Raw genomic sequence first — 23,391 nt, 5'->3', positions numbered from 1 at the left:
CCACTCTTTTTATTTGGGTAATGGTTATTTTTTATATACTTTATGGCAACTACCGCAGTTCTCTGCCATCTGACCAAAAGCAGCACTTACATCGTCGGCACTGCTGGCACTACTGGCGACATTCACAAGATTTTGAATGGCGGCATTAAATTCATCTTGCTTGGCTTTATAGCCTGCGGCATCAGTCCATACAGCGTCTTGTGCTTTGCCTTTGGCGTTTTCATCATTAAAATACGACCACATTTGTGCGGTGCTACTGCTGATGAATTCTGCTTGCTCTTTAAAGACAGCAACGTCAAAATTAGCAGGATTTTCCATCATGCCTTTCATGATTTCGTTAGCACCACGCCAATCTTGCATGGCATCTTGTCGAGCTTTGATGGCATCACTACCTGCGTTACTTGCAGGTGCAGTAGAAGCACTCTCGCCTCCGCAAGCGGTTAATGCCAGCGAGGTCAGTACAATCAGGGTTAGGGATTTTAGTTTCATTTGGCTTCCTACATAGGTGGCTATAAGAAAATGGTTAATCCTTTATTCTAGCATGGTTAGCTTATGCTTTCAAAGCCTGTTTTGTTGGTTTTATGTAGTGTATGAATCACACGCAAAAAGACAGAGTAAATTTTTAAACTTACTCTGAGGGTAGGATTTATCCATTTTGATTTATGAGCGTCCGCCATCAAAATGACCGCATGAGTGAGATGGCGTGAAGCTAATCCTGATTTTGAAAATTTAGCCAATCTTTTGGTTTGAGATAAAAATCGGTCAATTCAAATTCTCTTGTACCTGCCATTGGTTCATAGCGATACGCCCAGCTTGCCAAAGGAGGCATGCTTACAAGAATGGATTCGGTGCGACCATTTGACTGCAAGCCAAAGAGCGTGCCACGGTCATAGACGAGGTTGTACTCAACGTAGCGTCCACGTCGATACAGCTGAAATTCACGCTCGGCAGGAGTGTAGGGCTTGTGTTTGTTGTTTTGGAAAATGGGGATAATGCCATCTAAATAGCCTTGTCCGACCGCTTTGGTAAACTCAAAGCATTTATCAAAATCCCAACCCATGCTCTCGGTATTGATATCGTCATAAAATAGCCCCCCAACGCCACGACATTCATTACGATGTTTTAGATAAAAATAGTCATCGCACCATGCCTTGAATCTAGGGTAGATGTCCTCGCCAAAGGGTTGGCATAAATCATGGGCGGTTTTATGCCAATGCACGACGTCGTCAAGATTGGGATAAAATGGGGTTAAGTCAAAACCGCCACCAAACCACCAAATCGGCTCGCCTCCATCGCTAGGGGTGGCAATGAACAGGCGAATGTTGGCGTGGCTTGTGGGAATGTGAGGGTTTTTGGGGTGTACCACCAAAGACACACCAAGTGCTTGGGCATTGGCTCCTGCCAGCTGAGGGTGTCTTTGAGTGGCTGATGCTGGTAGGTGGTTAATGAGAATATGACTAAACATCACGCCTGCTTTTTCGATGACTTGACCACCTGATAAGACGTTGGAGCGACCACCACCACCATCGGGACGTTCCCAAATGTCGCTGATAAATCCAGCACTACTTCCTCCATCTACACTGCCTAAGCTCTCTTGGGCTTCTAGGGCATGACAAATATTGTCTTGTAAACCCAAAAAAAACTTGCGGACGGCTAGGATTTTTTCATCGGTAATGTACTCGCTCATCGTTTTCTCTATTAAAATTTATTAGTTACTTAAATAGGGCGTGTTGAACATTTATAACATTATTTACAAATTGGAAATAACTTAGCAATAATTTTTCTCATTTTTAATCGCAAATACAAAAGTTCAACACGCCCTAGGCTAAATCATCATGTGGGTAAATTGCCGTTTAGCCCAAAATCAACCATTGGCACAAACCAAAACCAGTCATGCTCCACCAAGCTAATGGTAGGGCTTTTTACTCAAAAAGTCAATGAAAAACGATTTGGCGTGATTAGCACTTGATTAAATAACGGCTAGATGAGTTTTTCGCTACTGACAATAATGCCGTTATTGTCTGCATATATCCAGTCATCTGGGCGAATCTTGACACCACCGATGGTAATGGGAAGCTGAGTTTCTCCTACGCCCTTACGCACGCTCTTTTTGGGAATGCTTGCCAATGCCATAACACCGATGTTCATTTTGGCGATGTCATCAACATCACGCACGCACCCAGCGATGATTACGCCCTCCCAGCCGTTGTCAAGTGCTGATTTGGCAATCATATCCCCGAGTAAGGCACATCTTGTGGACTCGCCACCATCAACCACCAGTACTTTGCCCTCGCCTGATGTTGCCAGTAACTCTTTGACACGTGAATTATCCTCAAAGCATTTAACGGTAACCACCTGACCGCCGAAGGTGGTTTTACCACCAAAATTAACAAATCGCTGAGTACCGATGATGGGAGGTATGACATCAATGACTTTATCTTCGTTGTCATCGAGCAAGTCGCAGGTAATGAACGTTGCCATATTTTATCCTTAAAATTTACAGACGAAAATTTTACTATAATGGCTTTTTAGACTTTTGTCAATGACTGATGAGCCAAAATGACGATATGTTCTACAACTAAAAATGACCGCCCATTCATTTTAAGTCATTGACCAAAATTTTTAAATTTTAGAAAATCAGGCATGGCACAAATGTCATAAATGTGATATATTCTTAATAATTTAAACAACCCAAAACGGAGTCAGCATGAAAGTATTAGTTGCCGTAAAGCGTGTCGTTGACCACAATGTCAAAGTGCGTGTCAAAGCAGATGAATCAGGCGTGGAGCTTGCCAATGCTAAGATGAGCGTCAACCCATTTTGTGAGATCGCCATCGAGGAAGCGGTACGCCTAAAAGAAAAAGGTGTGGCAAGCGAAGTCATTGCCGTATCTATTGGTACTAGCCAATCACAAGAACAGATTCGTTCGGCTCTGGCACTTGGTGCTGACCGTGGTATTTTGGTGGAGACAGACGCTAAGGCTTATCCTCTACAAGTTGCCAAAATCCTAAAAGGTGTGGCACAGGCAGAGGGAGCACAGCTGGTGCTTCTTGGTAAGCAAGCTATTGATGATGATAATAACCAAACAGGACAAATGTTAGCAGCGTTAATGGACGTGGGTCAAGCGACATTTGCCAGTGAAGTGATTATCGAAAATGGCACCGCCAAAGTAACTCGTGAGATTGATGGTGGACTTCAAACAGTCAGCTTGCCTCTACCTGCGGTCATTACCACCGATTTGCGTCTAAACGAGCCACGTTTCCCTAAACTACCCAACATCATGGCAGCCAAGAAAAAACAACTCGATGTTAAAACCCCTGCCGATTTTGGTGTAGACATGACCTCAAAACTTGCCACGTTGAGTGTCAAAGCTCCTGCTGAACGTAGTGCAGGCGTGAAAGTGGCGAGTGTTGATGAGTTGATTGATAAACTTAAAAACGAAGCCAAAGTGATTTAATCGCTTATCATTCATCATATTTTGACAATTTACATCGCCAATCCATGACAATCATTTTGGCGAATTTAAATCACAAGGATACGACCATGACCGTATTAGTTTATGCAGAACACGACAATAAAGAACTCAAATCAGCGACTTTGGCTACCATTACCGCAGCCACTAAAATTGGTGGAGATGTTCATGTTTTGGTTGCAGGTAGTAACGCACAAGCAGTAGCTGACAGCGTGGCACAGGTGGCAGGTGTCAGCAAGGTGCTTTTGGCAGATAATAGTGCCTTTGAAAATCAGCTTGCTGAGAACGTTGCTCCTTTGGTGGCAGAGCTTGCAACGCCATACAGCCATATTTTAGCTCCTGCGACCACCACAGGCAAAAACTTCCTACCACGTGTGGCGGCACTTTTAGATGTAAACATGGTTTCAGACATCACGGCAGTCATCAATGCCAAGACCTTTGAACGTCCTATTTATGCAGGCAACGCCATTGCTACCGTCCAAAATGACGAGGGTAAAGTCATTGCTACCGTGCGTGGCACGGCGTTTGACCCAGCCAATGCCACAGGCGGTAGTGCAGCTATTGAGAGCGTGAGCGTAGGTGGCGATACAGGTAAATCCTCCTTTGTCAAAGAAGAGCTTGCCGTGTCCGCTCGTCCTGAGCTGACCTCTGCCAGCATCATTGTCTCTGGCGGTCGAGCGCTCGCAAGCGGTGAAAACTTCGCCAAATACATCGAGCCTTTGGCGGATAAGCTTGGTGGTGCGGTTGGTGCTAGCCGTGCAGCGGTGGATGCTGGCTTTGTGCCAAACGATTTGCAAGTGGGTCAAACGGGTAAAATCGTTGCACCCAATCTCTACATTGCGGTGGGTATCTCTGGGGCGATTCAGCACCTTGCGGGCATGAAAGACTCCAAAACCATCGTGGCGATTAACACCGACCCAGAAGCTCCGATTGCAAGTGTGGCAGATTATTTCCTAGAAGCCGATTATCAAGTGGCTGTTCCTGAGCTGACCTCTAAGCTGTAATCTTATCCCAAATTCAACGCCCCAAAGTTTAGTTTGCCTTTGGGGTGTTTTTATTGATGATGGTTTGTCTGTATTTTTGTTAATTTTTGGATTAAAATACGCTGTATTTATTTATCTGTTTTGTCATGACTTCCCATCATTTATCCACCAAAAAACTGCCTTATTTGTCACACTCTGAACAGCAACGCATTACACGTCTATGTGTTCGGTGTGCCCTATTGCTTATGCAATATGGAGCAGAATCGGTGGTGGTGGTCGATTTGACCAAGCGACTTGGGCTGGCATTGGGTGTTAGTGGTGTTGAGTGTGGATTATCGTTTAATGCCATCACGCTAACCACGCTGTATAATGGGCATTGCATTACTACCGTTAGAAATACCGTCCATCAGGGCATTAATGTCAGTATCTTGGTGCAAATTCAGCAGATTGTCCTAAATACTGAACGTGAAAAACGTGATGAGCAAACCATTGCACGCATTGAACATCAGCTTGACAACATCAATCGTGCCACCTACCCAAACGGTCTGATGGCATTTTTTGTGGGAATGTCATGTGCGTGTTTTGCTCTGCTAAATGGCGGTCATCTTGCCATTGCTTTGGTAACATTTGTGGCAGGATTTTGCGCAATGAGAATACGACTTTATTTGTCAGCACAGTATTTTAATGTCTTTGTGGTGGTGATTGTTGCAGCCTTTGTAGCCACCATGCTCGGAGCGGTGGCGTATTTTTTAAATTTGGGAGCAAATGCCGATGTGGCGGTGGCAGCCAGCGTACTGTTGCTTGTGCCTAGTTTTCCAATCATTAATGCTTTATCTGATATTTTAAAGGGTTATATCAACATGGGGGTGGGGCGATGGATGTTTGCAACCATGCTGACGTTATCGGCATGCGTAGGGATTGTGATTGCACTGATTTTACTTAGAATACCGCATTGGGGGCTGTGAGTGATGATATTGGAGTTTTTGGGGCAGGTGGGCTTATCTTGCATGATTACATTTGGGTGGTGCTTGATGTTTACCTTGCCAAGACGTTATATTGCTCTCTGTCTTAGCATGACAGCATTGGGCTTTTGTGTGAAATCGGCATTTTTGTATTTTGGGTCGCATTTGGCGGTGGCGACATTTTTTGCAAGCATGCTTTCAAGTTTTTTGGGGGTGTATTTTTCTCAAAAACATGGACTACCACCCAAAGCACTCATCGTGCCCAGTGTGATTTTTCTCATGCCTGGTATCGTGGCGTATAAGGCGATGGTCAGCATGGTGCAGATTGGCTATTTTGGATTTAGCATGAATTTGTTTGTGCAAATGATGACTTACTTTTTTGAGGCGATATTCGTCATTTCGGCATTGGTGCTTGGTTTGTCCACACCGGGGATTTTGTTTTATCGCCGTAAACCCATTGTCTAATTTGGGGTTTTTGGTGTTAAGATACAGGCTGGATATACCTTAGCACTTTTGGGTTAAAAATTCATTCATGAGCTGATGATAAGCAATCGCCCCTTTGGAGGATTTTTCATATTCAAAAATCGATTTGCCAAAACTTGGGGCTTCGGCAAGGCGAATACTTCTTGGGATATAAGTTTTGTACAATTTTTCCCCAAAATAATTTTCAAGCTCTGCCGACACATCTTGCACAAGTGTACTACGCCCATCATACATCGTCCGCACCACGCCACGCACGTGTAGTGTGGGGTTTAGCTTGGTCAGTTTGTCAATCGTCCCCATCAAATCCGCCACTCCTTCAAGGGCAAAATACTCGCATTGCATGGGGATAATCACGCCATCGGTCGCAACCAGTGCGTTCACCGTCAACAGGCTTAGGCTTGGAGCACAGTCCATGATGACATAATCATAGTCAAGCTCGCTGTTTTTGATGGCGTTTTTTAGCAAAAGTGGTGCGTCCGCCACGTCAGCGAGCGACACGTCAGTCCCCGCCAAATCACGGTTTGCCCCTATCACATCAATGCCATCACCATACAAAATGGTGTCCGCCAAAGGCACATCATCAAGTAGCACGTCCGCCACCGTATAAGACAGCTCGTTTTTGTCAAGCCCCAAACTGGTCGTAGCGTTACCCTGTGAATCTAGGTCAATGAGTAGCACTTTCTTTTTAGCAATGAGTGCCAACGCACACGCCAAATTGACGGCAGTGGTGGTTTTGGCGACCCCACCTTTTTGGTTGGCGATTGCGATAATTTCCATAAATTCCCCTTAAAATCAATCTCTCATCATCTTTTTAAATAAACCACACACCGCTCATCGCTCAACTTTGGAACGTGAATGGGTTTAACTTCAATATGCCAATCGGTCAAATTTGCTACATCCTCATCGCTGGGGGCTTTGCCTTTCATCGCATAAAGCACGCCATCGGTTTTTAGATATGGCTTGGCAAGAGTTACAAAATCATCCAAACTGGCAAAGGCACGAGAGGTAATCACGTCAAACTGCCCATCAAAGTACTCAATGCGACTTGCCACAGGTATGATGTTTTTTAGCCCAAGTTCGCCCGCCATCTGTTTGATAAAGCGGATTTTTTTGCCATTGCTGTCAAGAGCGGTAACCTGCCAATCAGGTCGCATGATGGCAATGATGACGGACGGCAAACCTGCCCCAGTACCAATGTCCAACACATTCACGTCCGACCGCTCGGTAAAAGGCAAATCCGCCACAATCGCCAAACAATCCAAAATATGCTTAATAAAAGCGTCTTTGGGTTCGGTGATGGCGGTGAGGTTATATGCTTTCGTCCAAAGCAGGAGATTATCCAGATAACCCAATAACTGCTTAATCTGAACTTCACTAAATGTCAACCGCAAATCATCAGCAAAGTGGTACAACTCATCGCCAAAACGTTCGGCATGGACGGAAATTTTATGATAAGTCATGGTCATGTCATGATATTTTGTAAACTTGCTATTTTATCATATTATTATCTGTTAAAATATCCCCCTGATTACAAACTTTTGCACATATTACGATGACCGACATTCTTACCCATCGCCTGCCTTACACCGCCTTAACTTGCCACACCGACCCTGCCACCCTACCAAAAACCACCGCCCACGCCCCCACTTTTAACCCCAATTTTGGACAAGACCGTGCGGTCAAGGCAATCCAAACCGCCCTTGATATCAAAGCGAATGGCTATCATATTTTTGCGGTGGGCGAAAATGGACTTGGCAAACGCACACTCATCACTCGCCTACTTGCCGAGCGAGCCAAAACTGAACCTACGCCCCAAGACATTGTTTTTGTTCATAATTTTGACGATCCACGCTTGCCAATCGCCATCAGCTTGCCAACAGGCATTGGGCTTGGCTTTCGTCAAGAAATGGATAAACTTTGGAAAACGTGTCAAAAAAAATTAACCACCAAATTCACCAGTCTCAATTATCAAAATCAACTCGCCAATTTAAAAAGTCACTTACAAGTTAATGAAAAAAAATTAATCAGTGAATTTAATGAATTAGCCAAACCTTTTAATGTTTTTTTGTCATCGGTGATGATTGACGAACAAAAAATTCCATCATTTTCTCCGATCGATGTGAATAAACCCATTGATGACAGCATTCACGAAAAACTGCATAAAAAACTCATCAATTTAAACTTTGCCCTTGACGAGTTGGAAAATAATACCAATGCCAAAATTGATGAATTACACGAAAATTTAGCCATTAAATTATTAACACCTTTATTTGAACTCTTAATTAAAAAATATCAAAGTCTAAATCACGATAAAAATGAAGTGGGTAAACTCATTACCCATTTAAAAAATTTACTTTCGGACATGGTTGCCAATACACTAGACATTGTGGACGGCGAAGGCGATTTTAATACCCCACACATTCCTGCACGATATGGCGTGAATGTGGTTGTCAGTCATCAAAAAAATAGTGGGGCACCGATTGTCTTTGAAGAATTACCCACACATTTAAATCTTTTGGGGCATATTGAATACACCACCGAACTTGGCACGGCTTATAGCGATGTTTCAATGATTAGAAGCGGGGCGTTAATGCGTGCCAATGGCGGATATTTAATACTAGAAGCCCTAAGTTTATTAGAGCACCCTTATGCGTGGCAAGGTTTAAAAAGAGCCTTGCAATCCAAACAAATTAAATTATCCAGTTTGGAGCAAATGCTTACTTTAACAGGCTCATTATCCTTAGAGCCAATGAGTATACCATTATCGGTCAAAGTTATTTTATTGGGTGAACCTGATTTATATTATGAACTGTTGGAATTTGAGCCAGAGTTCAATTCGGTATTTAAAATCCGTGCCGATTTTAATGATGTTGCCCCTAGAAATTTAGACAATGAATTACAAATTGTTGCCAAAATCAATAACATTGTCAAAAAGAATGACTTATTGGTATTTGATAATACGGCTTGTGCTAAAATCATGGATATTTTGGCAATGTTTTGCGATGAACAAAATAAACTAGATTTGCATAGCGACAGATTAAGTCAATTAATATTTGAAAGCCATAGAAATGCAATCTTGGATAATAAAAAATCGGTCAGAAAAATCCATATAGAAACCACCCTAAAAGATATGCAAGAACGCACGGGATATTTAAAAGAACTCTATTGGCAAGAATTAAAAAACGGACAACAACTCATTAGCACCACAGGGCAAAAAGTAGGACAAATCAACGCCCTAACTGTGATTAGTTATGCCGATAGCGAGTTTGGTTTACCTGCTCGCTTGACCGCCACCATCGCCCCCAAGTTTGGCAATGGCGAAATCCTTGACATTGAACGAGATGTGGAGCTTGGCGGAAGTCTGCACGCCAAAGGAATGCTGATTATGACGAGCTTTTTACGTGCCGAATTTAGCCAATTTGGACAAATGAATTTTTCGGCAAGCCTTGCTTTTGAGCAAAGTTATGGACAAATTGACGGCGATTCTGCGACAATGGCAGAATGCTGTGCCTTGCTGTCTGCTTTGGCAAATGTACCGATAAATCAATCACTTGCCATCACAGGCTCAATGAACCAACTGGGCGAAGCACAGGCGATTGGGGGCTTAAATGCCAAAATTGCGGGTTTTTTTGATATTTGTAAAGAACAAGGTTTAACAGGCAATCAAGGCGTGATTATGCCAAAGGCGAATTTGCATAATTTAATGCTAAAAGATGAAATTATTGATGCGGTTAAAAATGGGCAATTTCATATTTATGCCGTTGAAACGATTTATGAAGCCTTAGCATTATTGACAGGTATTAGCGTTAATGATAAAAATAAAAAAGGCGAATTTAAAAAAGGCTCGCTGTTTTATAAAGTGATTAAGCGGTTGAATGAGTGGGAAAAAAATGATGAGTAAGTTGTTATGGATTAGTTTTATCGGTTTTTTATTATTGGGTTGCCATAATAATACCCAGTCTAACAACAATTATTCTGATAATAATACAATCATCAATCACATCAAGCCATTATCAGTTATCAAGTTGATGAAAATCAGTTGTTATTTATGAATGAGAGCAATCAAACGTTATTTTTTTAGGAAAATGAAACAATGATTTTCCTGTATTCAAACGGATATGCTACCGTTATTACGCAATCATTTATCATTTTATTTTTAAAATAAAACTTTCCCATATCTTGATGATAAACATAGCCTGTATCATCATCCATAAATACCGCCTTAATCTCATTTAAAGGCAAGCGAATGCCAATACCACTTGCCTTTAATACCGCCTCTTTTATCGTCCACAATTTAAACCACAAACACTCATCACAATCCTCATGTTGCCAAAGTACATATTCATCAGCGTGAAAATAGCGTTTCGCCAAATCATAAAAATTAAGTTTACGATGAATATTTTCAATGTCCACACCGATATTTTTTATGTCAAAACCATATATCAACGCATAATCGCTGGCACAATGTGAATGATTAAAAGAGAGGTTGGCAACATTTTGGCAAAAGGGCTTGCCATATTTATCTTTGTCGTAAATGGGAGTGGGTAAATGATGAGTTTGGCAAAATTGGCTTAACAGACGATGACGATAAGCACGAATACATTCACGGTCGTTACTGTTTAAACGCCCTTGATAATTAGGTAAAATAAATATTAATGGGGTGTGATGTAAATAAATCATTTTAATCATTAATAAATTTAAAAATAAACTGTGTTATAATAATGCCGTTTTTATGATTTGTCCAGCCTTACCATGAACACCAAAACCCCCAAAAAACCAAAAACCTCAAAATTAGAAACTGCCAAAACCGCCAATACGCCACCATCTCGCCCCATGAATGAAGCCAAACGTTTGGCATTTTTTCAAAAATTAAGCGAGCATATCAAAGAGCCTGTTACTGAGCTTAATTATTCTAATGAATTTGAGTTACTCATTGCGGTAATGCTCTCCGCCCAAGCCACTGATAAAAGCGTGAATATCGCCACCAGTAAACTTTTTCCAGTCGCCAATACACCAGAAGCGATATTAAAACTGGGTGTAGACGGACTTAAATCCTACATCAATTCTATCGGGCTTTATAATTCCAAAGCGGTCAATGTGATAAAAACTTGTGAAGATTTAATCAAAAAACACAATGGACAAGTGCCACGCACCCGAGCCGAATTAGAAGCCCTAGCGGGCGTGGGTCGCAAAACCGCCAACGTGGTGCTAAATACCGCCTTTGGCGAACCTGTCATGGCGGTGGATACGCATATTTTTCGAGTTGGCAATCGCACAGGGCTTGCCACAGGCAAAACGGTGCTGGCGGTGGAGCATGCACTCATGAAACGCATTCCCGGTCAGTTTCTCGTGGACGCTCATCATTATCTGATTTTACACGGACGATATACTTGTATGGCTCGCTCACCCAAATGTGGCTCGTGCGTGGTGTTTAATGAATGTATGTTTAAAGATAAGGAAAAATGGGCGGAAATTTAGGGCGTGTTGAACATTTATAACATTCTTTACAAATTAGAAATGGTATAGAAATATTTTAATCATTTTTGCATTAAAAATGGCTAAGTCTTGATTTTCTGCGTCAAAATCCTTGTTGATATTTCAATATCAACTGCGGACTTTTCCTTGAAAATCGTGCGATTTATCTCATTTTTAATTGCAAATACAAAAGTTCAACACGCCCTAATTATCGCCAAATTTTGGAGATAAAAAATGCTTGGGTTTTGGTTTGGTATTAATTTAATATTGCCTTTTTTGGCGATTTATTGGCTTATTAAACCTGATTTTTTATTTTACAAAAAGCCATTAACAAGACCGAAAGTTTTTCTGGCTCTTGCTTTTTTGGCTTTTCTTAATGTGATTGTCTTATCTTTATTGGCAATATCGCCAAAGGAGGTTGGCGATTATGATATTTTGGGATTTGTCATTGGTATTGTGGCGTGTTTTTGGGTTGGTGCATGGCGTTTTTATCGTTATGGACAATATTCTATCTTGTCAACATTATCTACCAAAGCCACATCAGTCATGTCAGAAAATCCATCGGATATTGCCAATAATTATTCTGGCATTATTAATAATAATCCCAGCAATTACGACCTTATCATTAATAATACCAATCCATTAAAAGAAAAAATAGCAAGCACACAAAAAACCATAGAAATGACAAAAACATCTTTATCAACAACAAACGTCTCTGATAATACAAACAACCCAAATGCCGAAGATGATGATTGGCAAACCTACAAACAAAAAATGGAACAATCTTGGCAAGAAACTCGTGCGAAAATTGCCAAAAAATCAAAGTGATAAATACGTTAAGCTTTTTTCATCAGACCAATGACAATCATGAGTGCAAGGAGTTGCACCCCAAAAATCATGGCGACCGTGTATGCCCATGTGCCGTGAGTATAAGCGATGGCACACAGCCATGCACCGATACTGCCCCCACCATAATAGCCCATATAATACAGCCCAGAGGCGAGCGAGCGTCCCTCGCTGACATGGCTTGCGATGTAGCTGATGGTGGCAGATTGAGTGATGAATACGCCTGATGACATGATGGTTAGCCCAACAATAATGAGCCACAAGGGGGCGGATAAAGTCAGAAACAGCCCAGAGGCGGAGCAGAGTGTGGCAAAGATGATGGTGTTGGTCATGCCAAAGCGAGCGATGATTTTGGCGGATAGGGGAGTGATAACCATGCCGATGAGATATAGGGCAAAAATATTAGCCAAATGAGCTGACGATAAATGATAGGGTTCATCTGCTAAATGTAAGTTAATAAAAGTAAAGCAGCCCACCAAACTAAACAGCACACAGCCACCGAGCATGACGGCACTGATAACATGGCGGCTTTTGGTGTGAGAGATGAGTAGACGCAGAGAGTCTTTGAAGTTTTGGCTTTTTTTGAAATTTTGGGACTTGGGTAGGGCATTGAATACCCATATCGCTCCAATGATGGTCAAAATCGCCATCACGCCATAGCCCCATCGCCAGCCAATCCACTCATGCAAATGACCTGCAAAAAACCGCCCACTAAAACCGCCCAGTACTGTCCCTGCCACGTACAGGCTCATCATGCTGGCAAGTTGGTCGCTGTATTCTTCGCCGATGTAGGCAATGAGTACTACTGTAATGCCCGGTATGCTAAGTCCCTGTAAAAATCGCCAAAAAATCAAGCTGTCCATTGACTGAGAAAAACCAACCATGGCAGTGGGAATGGCTAGTAAAATCAGTGACCCCACAATAAATCGCCGTCGCCCAAACGCATCAGAGAGCATGCCCATAAAAGGCGACATCATGGCAATCGCCATCACAGTCGCTCCCACTGATAGTCCAGCCTTTATCTCGCTTGAACCCAAATCTTTGATAAGTATCGGTAAAATTGCCTGCACGGAGTAGACCTGCAAAAAGGCAAAAAAACCAATCATGGCAACAGTAAGCTTTTGGCTAAGGGCTGATTTTTGGGTAGTCATAATAACGCCTGTGGCGGGATAAAACTTGGGGGTATTGTATCACATTTGTAAGTGAGAATATCTGAAAAATATAACCAAAAGTGAACAAAATTACCACGAACATAAAAAAATTTGATATGATGTATCCATGATTGTACCAAAAGATAATTATCATAACCAACCGTTTTAATGGGTAAGAGCAACCATGAATACGACACATTTAGCCACCTTTATTACCGTTATGCAAACAGGCAGTATCTCAGGTGCAGCCGAAAAATTGTTCATTACGCAACCTGCTGTCTCCAAACGCATCAAAAGCTTGGAGGACGAATTTGGTATGGCGTTGTTTGATACGATTGGGCGTGGCATTATTCCGACGGCAGGCGCCCATGAGCTTTTGCCCTATGCCAAACAATGGCTTGAAGACTATGAGACCTGTAAGGCAAATTTATTGCACTCTAAGGAAGTGGTAACGGGCAGACTGATTATTGGCACAAGCCATCATATTGGACTTCATCATCTGCCCCCTGTATTAAAGCAATTTATCCAGACATATCCTGCGGTACAGCTTGAAGTGCAGTTTATGGATAGTGAGACAGCACATAAGGCGGTGTTAGATGGCGAGGTGGCATTGGCGTTTTTGACGTTGCCACCGACTTTTGATAGGAGGCTTGCTTATCATACCCTGTGGTCTGACCCCCTGTATTTTGTGGCGGGCGTACTAAGTCCTTTGGCTCATCAGTCCAAGGTAAGCCTGTCGCAACTGGCACGTTACCCCTCGATATTGCCAGCGGCAAATACTTTTACCAGTCAAATTACACTATCAGAATTTAGCAAACATAACATTCGCCCCTTTGCCACCATGAGTACCAACCCCTTAGAATCCATTCGTATGTTGGTTTCGGTGGGGCTAGGTTGGTCGGTACTACCAGAGACATTGATTAATCAAGACCTTGTAAAAATTGACCTAAGCGAACATATCGAACTCCAACGCCATCTAGGGTTAGTGATTAACCCTAGCTTGACACGCTCATCAAGTACTGGTGCGTTATTGGAAATGTTGGGTGTTACGTTGTAGGGCTTGCATGATGTTATGCTATCGACCATGCAAGCGATTTAGTTGATTAAACAGTTCGTGGAGCTGTTCAAGTTCTCTTGGATTTAGCTCACGATTTGGGGAGTCATTTTTCTTGGCAACTTCTTGGCTTGGGCGTTCTCCCACAGTAATGGATAGGCTTTGTTCCTGACCATCTCTTTTGATGATAGCGACAAGTTCGCTGTTTGGGGCTGTGGTGGAGACGATGCCGATGAGGGTGTTGGCGTCATTGGTGGTTTTGCCGTTTAGGGATAAGACCACGTCGCCTGCTTGCAAGCCTGCGTTATCTGCTGGACTGCCTTTAATGACGTTGGCAATGATAATCCCTTCGTGTTCTTGGAGGTTGGTGGGGTTTTCGCTAATGGGAGCAATTTCAATACCTAGCCAACCACGACTGACCTTGCCTGTACTAATAAGTCCATTCATCACTTGCTCTACAATACTTGTAGGAATGGCAAAACCAATCCCCATTGAACCGCCAGAGCGAGAATAAATCACGGTGTTAATGCCTATCAATGCACCATTAGCATCTACTAATGCACCTCCTGAATTACCAGGGTTGATGGCAGCATCGGTTTGGATAAAATCCTCAAAAGTGCTAATACCCAGCCCAGCTCTTCCGGTAGCAGAGATGATACCCTGCGTTACAGTTTGCCCTACACCAAAGGGATTGCCGATGGCTAAGGCGACATCGCCAACTCGAATGGGTTCGTGGCGAAATATCAGGGGTGTTAAGCCGTCTAATTCAATCTTAATAACCGCCAAATCACTGTCTGTATCCGAACCAACTATGGTAGCACGTGCCTTGCGTCCGTCATTTAGAGCAACGGTAATTTCATCGGCTTTTTTGATGACGTGAGCATTAGTGATGATGTAGCCATCTTCGGAGACGATGACCCCAGACCCTAGATTGCTAACCCCAGCACTGCTGTCCTGCTGTCCGTAGTATTCAAATAATTGCTCAAAAATAGGGTCGCCTGCATAGGGATTTTGTACTTTTTGGGTGGTGTAGATATTTACCACAGAAACACTGGCTTTACTGACAGCATCATGATAGGAATGTACCGGTGGAGCAACGCTTGAGCCATCATTAGGGGGGCTGATGGTAGGTTGCCATGCCTGTTGGGGTTTTGGGCTGTATTCAAGCTCGGTGGTGTCGGTAACGGACATGGGAGTGGCATCATGCCCTACAATGAGTAAGGTTAGTGCGGTGGCTAAGGCAAGGGCAATCAACCACGGTAACATTGCCCAAATGCTGATACCCGCTTGATGTTTGGTTGTTTGATAATTTTTCATGTATTTTCCTAGCATTAATTGCAATATTGCGTTTGAGGGTATTTTATCAAAATATTTTTGGGTAAATTTTTCAAAATTAGATGAATTTTGAATACTTTTTTTGATAAAATTTTCTGCAATGTGGCAAGTGTTGCAATTTGTTTGCAATGTCAATCTTTCCCCAAAAACACCGACCTCCATATAAGCATGTGTCATGATGGCATGATTTTATTTAATAAAGCGATAAGTCTATCCACCAAAACCACAGTATCTTCATGGCTGATGTTGAGTGCAGGTAGTAGGCGAATGACATTGCCACCTGTTACATTTAAAATCAGGCAAAATTCATCTCGTGCCATATCAACAATGTGGGTGCAGTCCACGCCATCAGGTAGCCCAAACCCAATCATCATACCACGTCCACGAATGTCGATGGCAGGAAATGATGAGCGGACATTATCACGGATAAACTCACTCTCGCGCACGGCATTGTCCAGCACCTCTTGGGTCAGTTCATCATAGACCGCACAGACCACACGACAGCCAAAGGGCGTGCCACCAAAGGTTGAGCCGTGCGAGCCTGCCCCAAACAAATCACGAGCCTTGCCTGCCACCATGCACGCCCCCACAGGAAAGCCATTACCCAGCCCTTTGGCGGTGGTCAGCACATCAGGGCGAACATCGCTGTATTGATAAGCAAAATATTTGCCAGTACGACCGTTGCCCGTTTGGACTTCGTCAAGCATAAAAAGCCAGTTATTTTTATGACAAATATTTTGTAATTTTTCTAAATAATCCTCATTAGGCGTGTGTAACCCACCTTCGCCTTGAATGGGCTCAACCAAAATCGCACAGATGTCCTTATCCTCACTCAATGCCAAAACCGCTCCCACATCATTAAACGGCACACGCACAAAATCCTCATCAAGCGTATAAAATCCTGCTCTTGCTTTTGGGTTGGCGGTGGCGGTTACGGTAAGTAAGGTGCGACCGTGAAAGCTGTTTTCCATGACGATGACTTTGGGGCGAGTTTTGCCGTGTTGGTGGGCGTATAGGCGAGCGAGTTTTAAGGCGCATTCGTTCGCCTCTGCCCCAGAGTTGGCAAAAAACACCTTTTCCATGCCCGCTTTTTGGCACAGTATCTCACCTGCTTTTTCTTGCCAGTCGATGCCATATAAATTACTGGTGTGAATGAGTGTATCGGCTTGCTCTTTCATGGCATGGCTTATGGCAGGGTGGCAATGTCCAAGCCCACACACGGCAATGCCTGTGAGTGCATCCAAATAGGCTGTGCCATCGGCGGTGTATAGATAAGAGCCTTCGCCCTTGACAAAGCTGATGGGCTGGCGTGCGTAAGTTGGCATTAAATAACTCATGGTTTTTCCTTGTTTTTTATCCCAATTTCAACTTAAAATTGGCAATCGTTGATTGTCTAATGCTGATTTTGATTGTCAGAAAAATGACTTTTTATTTACAAATCAATTGGTTGTATCAAGTTGAATGTGGGGTTGTTCTGGTCTGGTTGTTTGGCGTTAATTCATCGCTAAATGGCGTGTCGTCGGCAGGCACACGATAGCTTTCGCTTGCCCATGCTCCCAAATCAATCAGGCGACAACGTTCACTACAAAAGGGCTTGGTGGGGTTGTCTGCCCAAACGGTGGATGTTTGGCATTGAGGGCAGGGGTAGGTTAAGATAGTCATGGCATCACATCAATGTAAACGAGAGTATTATTATAGCATAACTGACTTGTTTCATGTTGTGTTGGTGTGTGATGATATATTTGTTTTTCTGATAATTTGATATAAACTAATAATTTTTTGTGAAAATTAAAAATAACACATGACAAGCATAAAAAAGAACGTTATAATCACAAACGCAATTTGAAGGTTCTGATTGCAGGGTTTATAAATAAAACAAGGAAAAACACAGTTTGCAATCATCGCACAATGAGGTGTTTTGGGATTGCAAAATGTGTTTTTATCATCACAATCTAAGGAGTTTGTTGTGAGTGATAGTAATATGACAGCGGAGCTCAGCGAAGAGCGTCTCCGAGAAATAGAGAGTAAGAGCTATCAGGAGTTGCATAAGCCTTCTAGTAGCTTCAAAACTCGTGATGAGTATCTTAGACATGAACTTCAAATCATGAAGCCCAAGCGGTGGAAAATGAACCTACCGTTTAAGGACTACCGTTTTGAGTTTGAGGATACCATTCCTGCGATGGCTGCCACCATCGGTAAGATTGTGATGGTGGGTGCAATGGCAGCAGCGTTTGCAGCTCCACTTGGGCTGGGCGAAGATTTTGTACTGCAAAACGTTCGTTATGAGATGATTATTGCTGCCATCTTAGTGCTGATATTCTCAGGGTTTTTATTGCCCACTTCCAACCTACCTGGCACACATGGTCCGCTCATTCCGCTCATTCCCATTGTCGTAGCGGCAGGGGGGCATCCGCTTGCGTTTGGTCTGATGATTGGTATATTTGGTTTGGCAATGGCTCTGCTTCGAGGTGGTAGCCTCATGTCCAAGCTTACCAGTAATGGCGTGGCAGGGGGGTTGTTACTCTATCTGGGTTTTGTGGGGACGATGGGTCAAGTCAAAAACATGATAGCGTGGTCAGAAAAAATAGGTCTGCCCCACATTGCTTTTATCATTATTTTGGCAACTATCGTCATGTATGCTCTCTTAGAACATTGGCAAAAACGCTGGCTTGCGGTGCCTGTGGGCTGTGCATTGGCGGCGTTTTTGGCGTTCATATTGGGAGCTCCGTTTGAGTTCAAGACCGAACCTGGTTTGCCACCACTTAGTCCAACTTACTGGTGGGGCGAGGGTACAGGCTGGACGATTGGTTTGCCTGATGCCAAGGCCTTTATTGTGGTGTTTCCTTTTGCGGTGCTTGCGGTTGCCATGTGGCCACCAGACATGCTCGGTCATAAGGTTTTCCAACAAATCAGCTATCCGAAGCATTCTGAGCGTTCGCACATGAATATTGATGATACGACGTTGACTTGTTCGATTCGTCAAATGATTGGTTCGGTGCTTGGTGGGGCGAACTTTACCTCCTCATGGGGTACGTACATGGTGCCTGCTTCCATCGCCAAACGTCCGATTCCAGCAGGTGCGATTTTGACTGCTGTATTCTGTATCGTGGCTGCCGTTTGGGGCTATCCGATGGACTTGGCGGTATGGCAACCTGTGCTATCGATTGCGTTGATTGTGGCGGTGTTTGTGCCACTTCTAGAAGCTGGCATGGAGATGACCCGTGCAGGTAAAACCACCCAATCAGCTGCTGTTGTGGTGTTTGCGTCTGCCCTCGTTAATCCTGTGTTTGGCTGGTCGCTCACCATGATGCTTGATAACTTGGGTCTGATCGGCGACAAAAAACGTAGCGTTGAGCTTGGCTTTATGGGTCGTGTGGTCATTCCTGTGGCTGGCTTTGCTATCTTGTGCTTTGCGATGGCGGCGGTGGGTATGTTGCCTGGCATCCCTGCCATATTTGAGCAGTTTAGAATAAAGTAAGTGCCAAACACAAAAACCGTCCATGATTGGGCGGTTTTTTATGGCTATTATAAAATGGATATTGTTTGTTTGGGTTTGTGTTGTATTTTTTAAACTTGTGATAAAATGACTGTCTTAAGAATCAAAATATCAAAAATACAGAAATGACGACACAAAAGACACGTACTATTTTGGCGGATATTGACCGTTTGGCGACTGTGCATTCTGATGAAAATGGGGTTGTTGCCCTACATCAATCGATTGCTGACGAGATGAGCTTAGAGCATGAAGCTCCTGATTTTAGCGATGTAAAATTATCACTGGGCGAGTATTTATCGGCAGTAAAAATGGTCATATCAGAGACTTTTGACCATGAGGTGTGGATTAGTGCCGAGATTCGCTCGGTAAATACGAAGGGCGGACATTATTATTTTGAGCTTGCCGAAAAGGATGAGGAGGGCAACATCACGGCCACTGCTAGGGCTACGCTTTGGCGGTATCGTTCTGGTGTGGTAGATAGATTTATCAAAGCCACCAATCAGGCGTTGACGGCAGGGCTTGCGATACTCTTTCGTGGTAGTGCCAGTTTTCATCCTCAGTATGGATTTAGCATTAACATTAGTGATATTGACCCTACTTATACGCTCGGCGCTTTAATGCAGGCGTATCACGCCATGCTAAAACGTCTGTACGATGCAGGGTTAACCACGCTCAATAAGTCATTGCCCATGCCTTTTGACATTCGTCATGTGCTAGTCATTGCCCCCGAAAATGCCGCAGGATTGGGGGATTTTCGTGCAGAGGCAGATAGGCTTGCTGGGGCGGGGGCATGCCAGTTTTATTATCATCATGCAACTTTTCAGGGCAATCACGCTCCCCAAGAAATTAGAGATGTCATTAATTATGCCATTGGCGATTTTTATAACACGCATCAGTATCATGCAGATTTGCTAGTCATCATTCGTGGTGGTGGTGCGGTGGGGGATTTGGCTTATCTAAACGACTATGAGCTGTCTGCCTTGGTGGCGGAGTCTCCCATGCCTGTGTGGGTGGGGGTCGGACACCAACGAGATAAGGTGTTACTTGATGAGGTGGCACACACACGTTTTGATACGCCATCAAAAGTTATTGCGGCTATCGAAAATCATTTGATAAATACGGTAGCTCTTGCCAAATCTGCCATGCAAGCCATCTGTGATAAGACGCTAAGATACTTGGCTTTTGCCAAAGAACAAAGTCATCTTAGCATGAAAAGCATTCATCATCATGCTAATCAGTCTGTGCTTCTTGCCAAAAAAGATAATGATTTTTTATTAAATCGTCTAAATGCCCATGCCAAACATCATATTCTGCTTCACAAAAATCATCTAAATGACCTGCTTGCTCATCAACAAAAAACCGCCCATCAGATACTTTATCGCACAAGTCATGAGGTTCGCCACCTCCAAAGCATGATTTTGTTACAGCATCCTAAGCGTACTCTTGCTAAGGGTTATGCTTTGGTGCGTCAGCATGAAAAGCTGGTATCAAGTAAAGATGATGTTCGTGCAGGCGAGATTGATATTTTATTTTGTGATGGCACGGTTAAGGCGGTTGTTCACAATCATTAAATACAAGAATTTTGATTTTATTTTGGGATAAACACATGAATGCACTAAATATTGCACGCTCCCGCCATGCTTGTAAGGCTTATGATGAGATACGCACCATTGATGATACGCTTTTTTTGGAGCTTATTGAGTGTTTGCGACTGTCGCCATCGTCCATAAATATTCAGCCTTGGCGATTTTTGATTGCTAAGACAGATGTGACCAAAGCACGCATTGCCACCGCCATGACAGGCACGGACGCTCATAATGCACCTAAGGTCATGAAGGCTTCGCATGTACTGATTTTTTGTGCCAATACTCAGATTAATGATGAACATTTAGACAAAGTCATCAATGCAGAGGATTTGGCGGGTCGTTTTCGCCGTCCTGAGGATAAGGTAGCACGTCAAGCACTTTGTAAAAATTATCTCAATGCCTATGCTAATGACCCCGCTTCATTGCATGCGTGGATAAATGAGCAAATTTATATCGCTCTTGGACAACTGCTATTTTGTGCCAAGATGATGGGGATTGACGCAACGCCTATCGGTGGTTTTGACAAGGCGGTACTTGATAAGGAATTTAATTTGTCAAGTCAAGGCATGAGAAGCATGGTTGTGGTATCACTTGGCTATGCCAGTGATGAGGACTTTAACAAAAACCTACCAAAAGCAAGATTATCCGCCAACGAGGTTTTTGTGAATTTAGATGGCTGATGTTAGGGCTTTTATGCGTAACTTACATCATCTGTTTGACAGGCTCTCGCCAAGCACACAAGGTTATGTGTTAATCATTTTTACCATGTGTGTGTGGGGTGGGTTTAGCCTATTTGCCCGACTAAATGCCAGCTGGGGGATTTTGGCGTGGGATATTGTGGCGGTAAGATTTGGGGTGTCTGCTCTGATTTTATTGCCAATTTTGATTTATCGGCAGGATTTGCAATTTTTATGGCAACCCAAAGCGGTGGCGTTGGCACTTTTGGGTGGGGTAGGTTATAGCGCGCTTGTGTATAGTGCGTTTTTGCTTGCTCCTGTGGCTCATGGGGCGGTGTTTTTAAATGGTATGATTCCTGTGGCAACCGCCATCGCTATGCTGATTTTGCTCAAAAAACGACCAGATACCGACACAAAAATCGCCTTAGCATTAATCGTGGCGACACTCATTGCCATGACTGCCTTGATGATGGTTAAGGGGTTATCCTTTGGGGTGGGTGATGCGTTGTTTGTGGTGTGTGCATTTTGTTGGGCGGGGTACAGTATCTTGCTGAGAGAGTGGCAGTTTAGTGCATGGCAGGTCATGTGCAGTACGGTAATCTGGTCGGCGATATTATATTTGCCGATTTATGTGCTTATGCTGGCGATGGACATCGGTGGACTGGGTTTTGTTGGGGTAGACCCATCGCACATCATCATACAAGGGGTGTTTCATGGTGTGCTAGTAACGATATTTGCCACATTTACCTACTCTTTGGCTGTGGTGCGTTTGGGGGCGTTTTTTGCAGGAGGGCTAGCAAGTCTTGCCCCATTTATCTCAGCACTCTTGGCGGTGCCGTTACTTGGCGAACCACTTAACATCGTCATGGTATTGGGGCTTATTGGCATGGGGCTTGGCACGGTTCAGCCTTGGCGGTTTTTAAAATTTACCAAAAATTCTTTTGATTGATAAATTAAGGTGCTAACTTTTGTATTTATAAAATCGTAACTTTTGCAACAAATTTATTTGATAGGTAAGTAATTTATGACAAACATCAATCCCTTAAAAAACATCACGGTGTATTGTGGTTCAAACTACGGCAGTATCCCTGATTATTATCATCACGCCAAAATCTTGGGGCAAACGCTTGCCTTGCAGGATAAGCGTTTGGTCTATGGTGGCGGTGCTATTGGCATGATGGGGACGATTGCAGATAGCGTGCTTGCTCATGGCGGAGAGGTTGTGGGCGTGATTCCCACCTTTTTAAGACAGCAAGAAAAAGCCCATGAGGGGCTGACCGAGCTTATCGAAACGCCTGACATGCCAACACGTAAAGCCAAACTCATCGAGCTGGCAGATGGATTCATTGCGATGGCGGGGGGACTTGGCACTTATGAGGAGTTGTTTGAGGTTTTGTCAATGAGCCAGCTAAAACTGACCCAAAACCCCATTGGATTGCTCAATGTCGCTGGATTTTTTGATCCCATGTTAGACATGCTTGTTAAGACGGCAGAGAGTGGATTTATGCCCAAAGAAAACTTACAGTTGCTTTGCGTGGCACAAGATAGCGAGGAGCTACTCCAAAAAATGCAAAATTTTCAATACGTTGATGCGGTAAAGTGGACACGACCTGCATGGCTAGATGAATTGGCGTGAATGATGTGAATTTGGTGTGCTAATTTTTCAAGATCTTAAAAATTTACCATTATTTTGTAAAAAACACTTGCAAAAAATTCGTACGTATGTACACTATACACTTAGATGATGAACAAATTTTTTGTGTTACTGATTTTTACAAGACAGTAAGGTTTGGCTAAGTCTTTGGACTAGGCGATTTTGAAAAAATTTGTTACAATTAACCCTTAATTTTATTTTTTATAAGGTAATGGCA

The 23,391-nt window shown here is 43.3% G+C and carries 23 protein-coding genes; 13 read left to right on the top strand and 10 right to left on the bottom strand.

Annotation, left to right across the window (positions count from 1 at the left end; all coding sequences use genetic code 11):
- Positions 1 to 24: 24 nt before the first annotated feature.
- The 3 genes from Q4B79_RS03490 to rraA form a co-directional block, all read right to left on the bottom strand.
- Complete coding sequence (locus tag Q4B79_RS03490; protein WP_303085041.1) at positions 25 to 489, bottom strand: cytochrome c; 465 nt, start codon at positions 487 to 489, stop codon at positions 25 to 27.
- Between the two features lie 220 nt (positions 490 to 709).
- On the bottom strand, positions 710 to 1,687 hold the full coding sequence (gene hemF, locus Q4B79_RS03485) for an oxygen-dependent coproporphyrinogen oxidase (protein WP_303085040.1): 978 nt from the start codon (positions 1,685 to 1,687) through the stop codon (positions 710 to 712).
- 293 nt (positions 1,688 to 1,980) lie between these two features.
- Positions 1,981 to 2,481, bottom strand: coding sequence for a ribonuclease E activity regulator RraA (rraA, locus tag Q4B79_RS03480; protein WP_303085039.1), 501 nt, complete (start codon positions 2,479 to 2,481; stop codon positions 1,981 to 1,983).
- Between the two features lie 226 nt (positions 2,482 to 2,707).
- On the opposite strand from rraA, the gene Q4B79_RS03475 reads away from it, so the two are divergent.
- The 4 genes from Q4B79_RS03475 (at position 2,708) to Q4B79_RS03460 (ending at position 5,882) form a co-directional block, all read left to right on the top strand.
- Positions 2,708 to 3,457: an electron transfer flavoprotein subunit beta/FixA family protein gene (locus Q4B79_RS03475; RefSeq protein WP_303085038.1), complete on the top strand. Its 750-nt coding sequence runs from the start codon at positions 2,708 to 2,710 to the stop codon at positions 3,455 to 3,457.
- 86 nt (positions 3,458 to 3,543) lie between these two features.
- Positions 3,544 to 4,476, top strand: a complete 933-nt coding sequence (locus tag Q4B79_RS03470) for an electron transfer flavoprotein subunit alpha/FixB family protein (protein ID WP_303085037.1) — start codon at positions 3,544 to 3,546, stop codon at positions 4,474 to 4,476.
- 125 nt (positions 4,477 to 4,601) lie between these two features.
- On the top strand, positions 4,602 to 5,420 hold the full coding sequence (locus Q4B79_RS03465; RefSeq protein WP_303085036.1) for a threonine/serine exporter ThrE family protein: 819 nt from the start codon (positions 4,602 to 4,604) through the stop codon (positions 5,418 to 5,420).
- Positions 5,421 to 5,882, top strand: a complete 462-nt coding sequence (locus Q4B79_RS03460) for a threonine/serine exporter family protein (protein WP_303085035.1) — start codon at positions 5,421 to 5,423, stop codon at positions 5,880 to 5,882.
- A 39-nt stretch (positions 5,883 to 5,921) separates the two neighbouring features.
- Here the strand turns inward: Q4B79_RS03460 and Q4B79_RS03455 are convergent, their stop codons facing one another.
- A complete protein-coding gene (locus tag Q4B79_RS03455) occupies positions 5,922 to 6,677 on the bottom strand; it encodes a ParA family protein (RefSeq protein ID WP_303085034.1) in 756 nt (251 codons plus the stop codon).
- Between the two features lie 26 nt (positions 6,678 to 6,703).
- On the bottom strand, positions 6,704 to 7,360 hold the full coding sequence (gene rsmG / locus Q4B79_RS03450; protein WP_303085033.1) for a 16S rRNA (guanine(527)-N(7))-methyltransferase RsmG: 657 nt from the start codon (positions 7,358 to 7,360) through the stop codon (positions 6,704 to 6,706).
- A gap of 92 nt (positions 7,361 to 7,452) precedes the next feature.
- Between rsmG and Q4B79_RS03445 the strand changes: the two genes are divergently transcribed.
- The gene (locus tag Q4B79_RS03445; RefSeq protein ID WP_303085032.1) at positions 7,453 to 9,801 is read left to right on the top strand and encodes an ATP-binding protein; all 2,349 of its coding nucleotides are present in this window, start codon (positions 7,453 to 7,455) and stop codon (positions 9,799 to 9,801) included.
- A 176-nt stretch (positions 9,802 to 9,977) separates the two neighbouring features.
- Here the strand turns inward: Q4B79_RS03445 and Q4B79_RS03440 are convergent, their stop codons facing one another.
- Positions 9,978 to 10,580, bottom strand: coding sequence for a 4'-phosphopantetheinyl transferase superfamily protein (locus Q4B79_RS03440; RefSeq protein WP_303085031.1), 603 nt, complete (start codon positions 10,578 to 10,580; stop codon positions 9,978 to 9,980).
- Positions 10,581 to 10,733: 153 nt separating this feature from the next.
- Between Q4B79_RS03440 and nth the strand changes: the two genes are divergently transcribed.
- A complete protein-coding gene (nth, locus tag Q4B79_RS03435; protein WP_303085064.1) occupies positions 10,734 to 11,378 on the top strand; it encodes an endonuclease III in 645 nt (214 codons plus the stop codon).
- A 360-nt stretch (positions 11,379 to 11,738) separates the two neighbouring features.
- Positions 11,739 to 12,203, top strand: a complete 465-nt coding sequence (locus Q4B79_RS03430) for a hypothetical protein (RefSeq protein ID WP_303085030.1) — start codon at positions 11,739 to 11,741, stop codon at positions 12,201 to 12,203.
- Positions 12,204 to 12,211: 8 nt separating this feature from the next.
- Here Q4B79_RS03430 and Q4B79_RS03425 read toward each other — a convergent pair whose 3' ends face one another.
- A complete protein-coding gene (locus Q4B79_RS03425) occupies positions 12,212 to 13,372 on the bottom strand; it encodes an MFS transporter (protein ID WP_303085029.1) in 1,161 nt (386 codons plus the stop codon).
- A gap of 184 nt (positions 13,373 to 13,556) precedes the next feature.
- Between Q4B79_RS03425 and Q4B79_RS03420 the strand changes: the two genes are divergently transcribed.
- A complete protein-coding gene (locus Q4B79_RS03420) occupies positions 13,557 to 14,429 on the top strand; it encodes a LysR family transcriptional regulator (RefSeq protein WP_303085028.1) in 873 nt (290 codons plus the stop codon).
- Positions 14,430 to 14,447: 18 nt separating this feature from the next.
- On the opposite strand, the gene Q4B79_RS03415 is transcribed toward Q4B79_RS03420, so the two are convergent.
- From Q4B79_RS03415 to Q4B79_RS03405, 3 genes are all read right to left on the bottom strand, one after another.
- The gene (locus Q4B79_RS03415) at positions 14,448 to 15,743 is read right to left on the bottom strand and encodes a S1C family serine protease (protein ID WP_303085027.1); all 1,296 of its coding nucleotides are present in this window, start codon (positions 15,741 to 15,743) and stop codon (positions 14,448 to 14,450) included.
- Positions 15,744 to 15,934: 191 nt separating this feature from the next.
- Positions 15,935 to 17,098 carry an aspartate aminotransferase family protein gene (locus Q4B79_RS03410; protein ID WP_303085026.1) on the bottom strand — a complete coding sequence of 388 codons (1,164 nt, stop codon included), beginning with the start codon at positions 17,096 to 17,098 and terminating at the stop codon, positions 15,935 to 15,937.
- 115 nt (positions 17,099 to 17,213) lie between these two features.
- Positions 17,214 to 17,423, bottom strand: coding sequence for a DNA gyrase inhibitor YacG (locus Q4B79_RS03405; protein ID WP_303085025.1), 210 nt, complete (start codon positions 17,421 to 17,423; stop codon positions 17,214 to 17,216).
- 319 nt (positions 17,424 to 17,742) lie between these two features.
- On the opposite strand from Q4B79_RS03405, the gene Q4B79_RS03400 reads away from it, so the two are divergent.
- The 5 genes from Q4B79_RS03400 to Q4B79_RS03380 all read left to right on the top strand — a co-directional run bounded on the left by Q4B79_RS03400 (position 17,743) and on the right by Q4B79_RS03380 (position 23,156).
- Positions 17,743 to 19,239 (top strand): DUF3360 family protein, encoded by a 1,497-nt coding sequence (locus Q4B79_RS03400; RefSeq protein WP_368500044.1) that lies wholly within the window; start codon positions 17,743 to 17,745, stop codon positions 19,237 to 19,239.
- A gap of 143 nt (positions 19,240 to 19,382) precedes the next feature.
- Positions 19,383 to 20,828, top strand: coding sequence for an exodeoxyribonuclease VII large subunit (gene xseA / locus Q4B79_RS03395; protein WP_303085023.1), 1,446 nt, complete (start codon positions 19,383 to 19,385; stop codon positions 20,826 to 20,828).
- Between the two features lie 35 nt (positions 20,829 to 20,863).
- Positions 20,864 to 21,523, top strand: coding sequence for an oxygen-insensitive NAD(P)H nitroreductase (gene nfsB, locus Q4B79_RS03390; RefSeq protein WP_303085022.1), 660 nt, complete (start codon positions 20,864 to 20,866; stop codon positions 21,521 to 21,523).
- A 13-nt stretch (positions 21,524 to 21,536) separates the two neighbouring features.
- Positions 21,537 to 22,469, top strand: a complete 933-nt coding sequence (locus tag Q4B79_RS03385; protein ID WP_303085021.1) for a DMT family transporter — start codon at positions 21,537 to 21,539, stop codon at positions 22,467 to 22,469.
- Positions 22,470 to 22,544: 75 nt separating this feature from the next.
- Complete coding sequence (locus Q4B79_RS03380) at positions 22,545 to 23,156, top strand: TIGR00730 family Rossman fold protein (protein WP_303085020.1); 612 nt, start codon at positions 22,545 to 22,547, stop codon at positions 23,154 to 23,156.
- The last annotated feature ends 235 nt before the right edge of the window (positions 23,157 to 23,391 follow it).

This window comes from Moraxella sp. (assembly GCF_030525845.1).
Taxonomy (GTDB): domain Bacteria; phylum Pseudomonadota; class Gammaproteobacteria; order Pseudomonadales; family Moraxellaceae; genus Moraxella.
The sequence above is the reverse complement of the archived record's forward strand: the minus strand, read 5'-3'. Positions and strand labels throughout refer to the sequence as shown.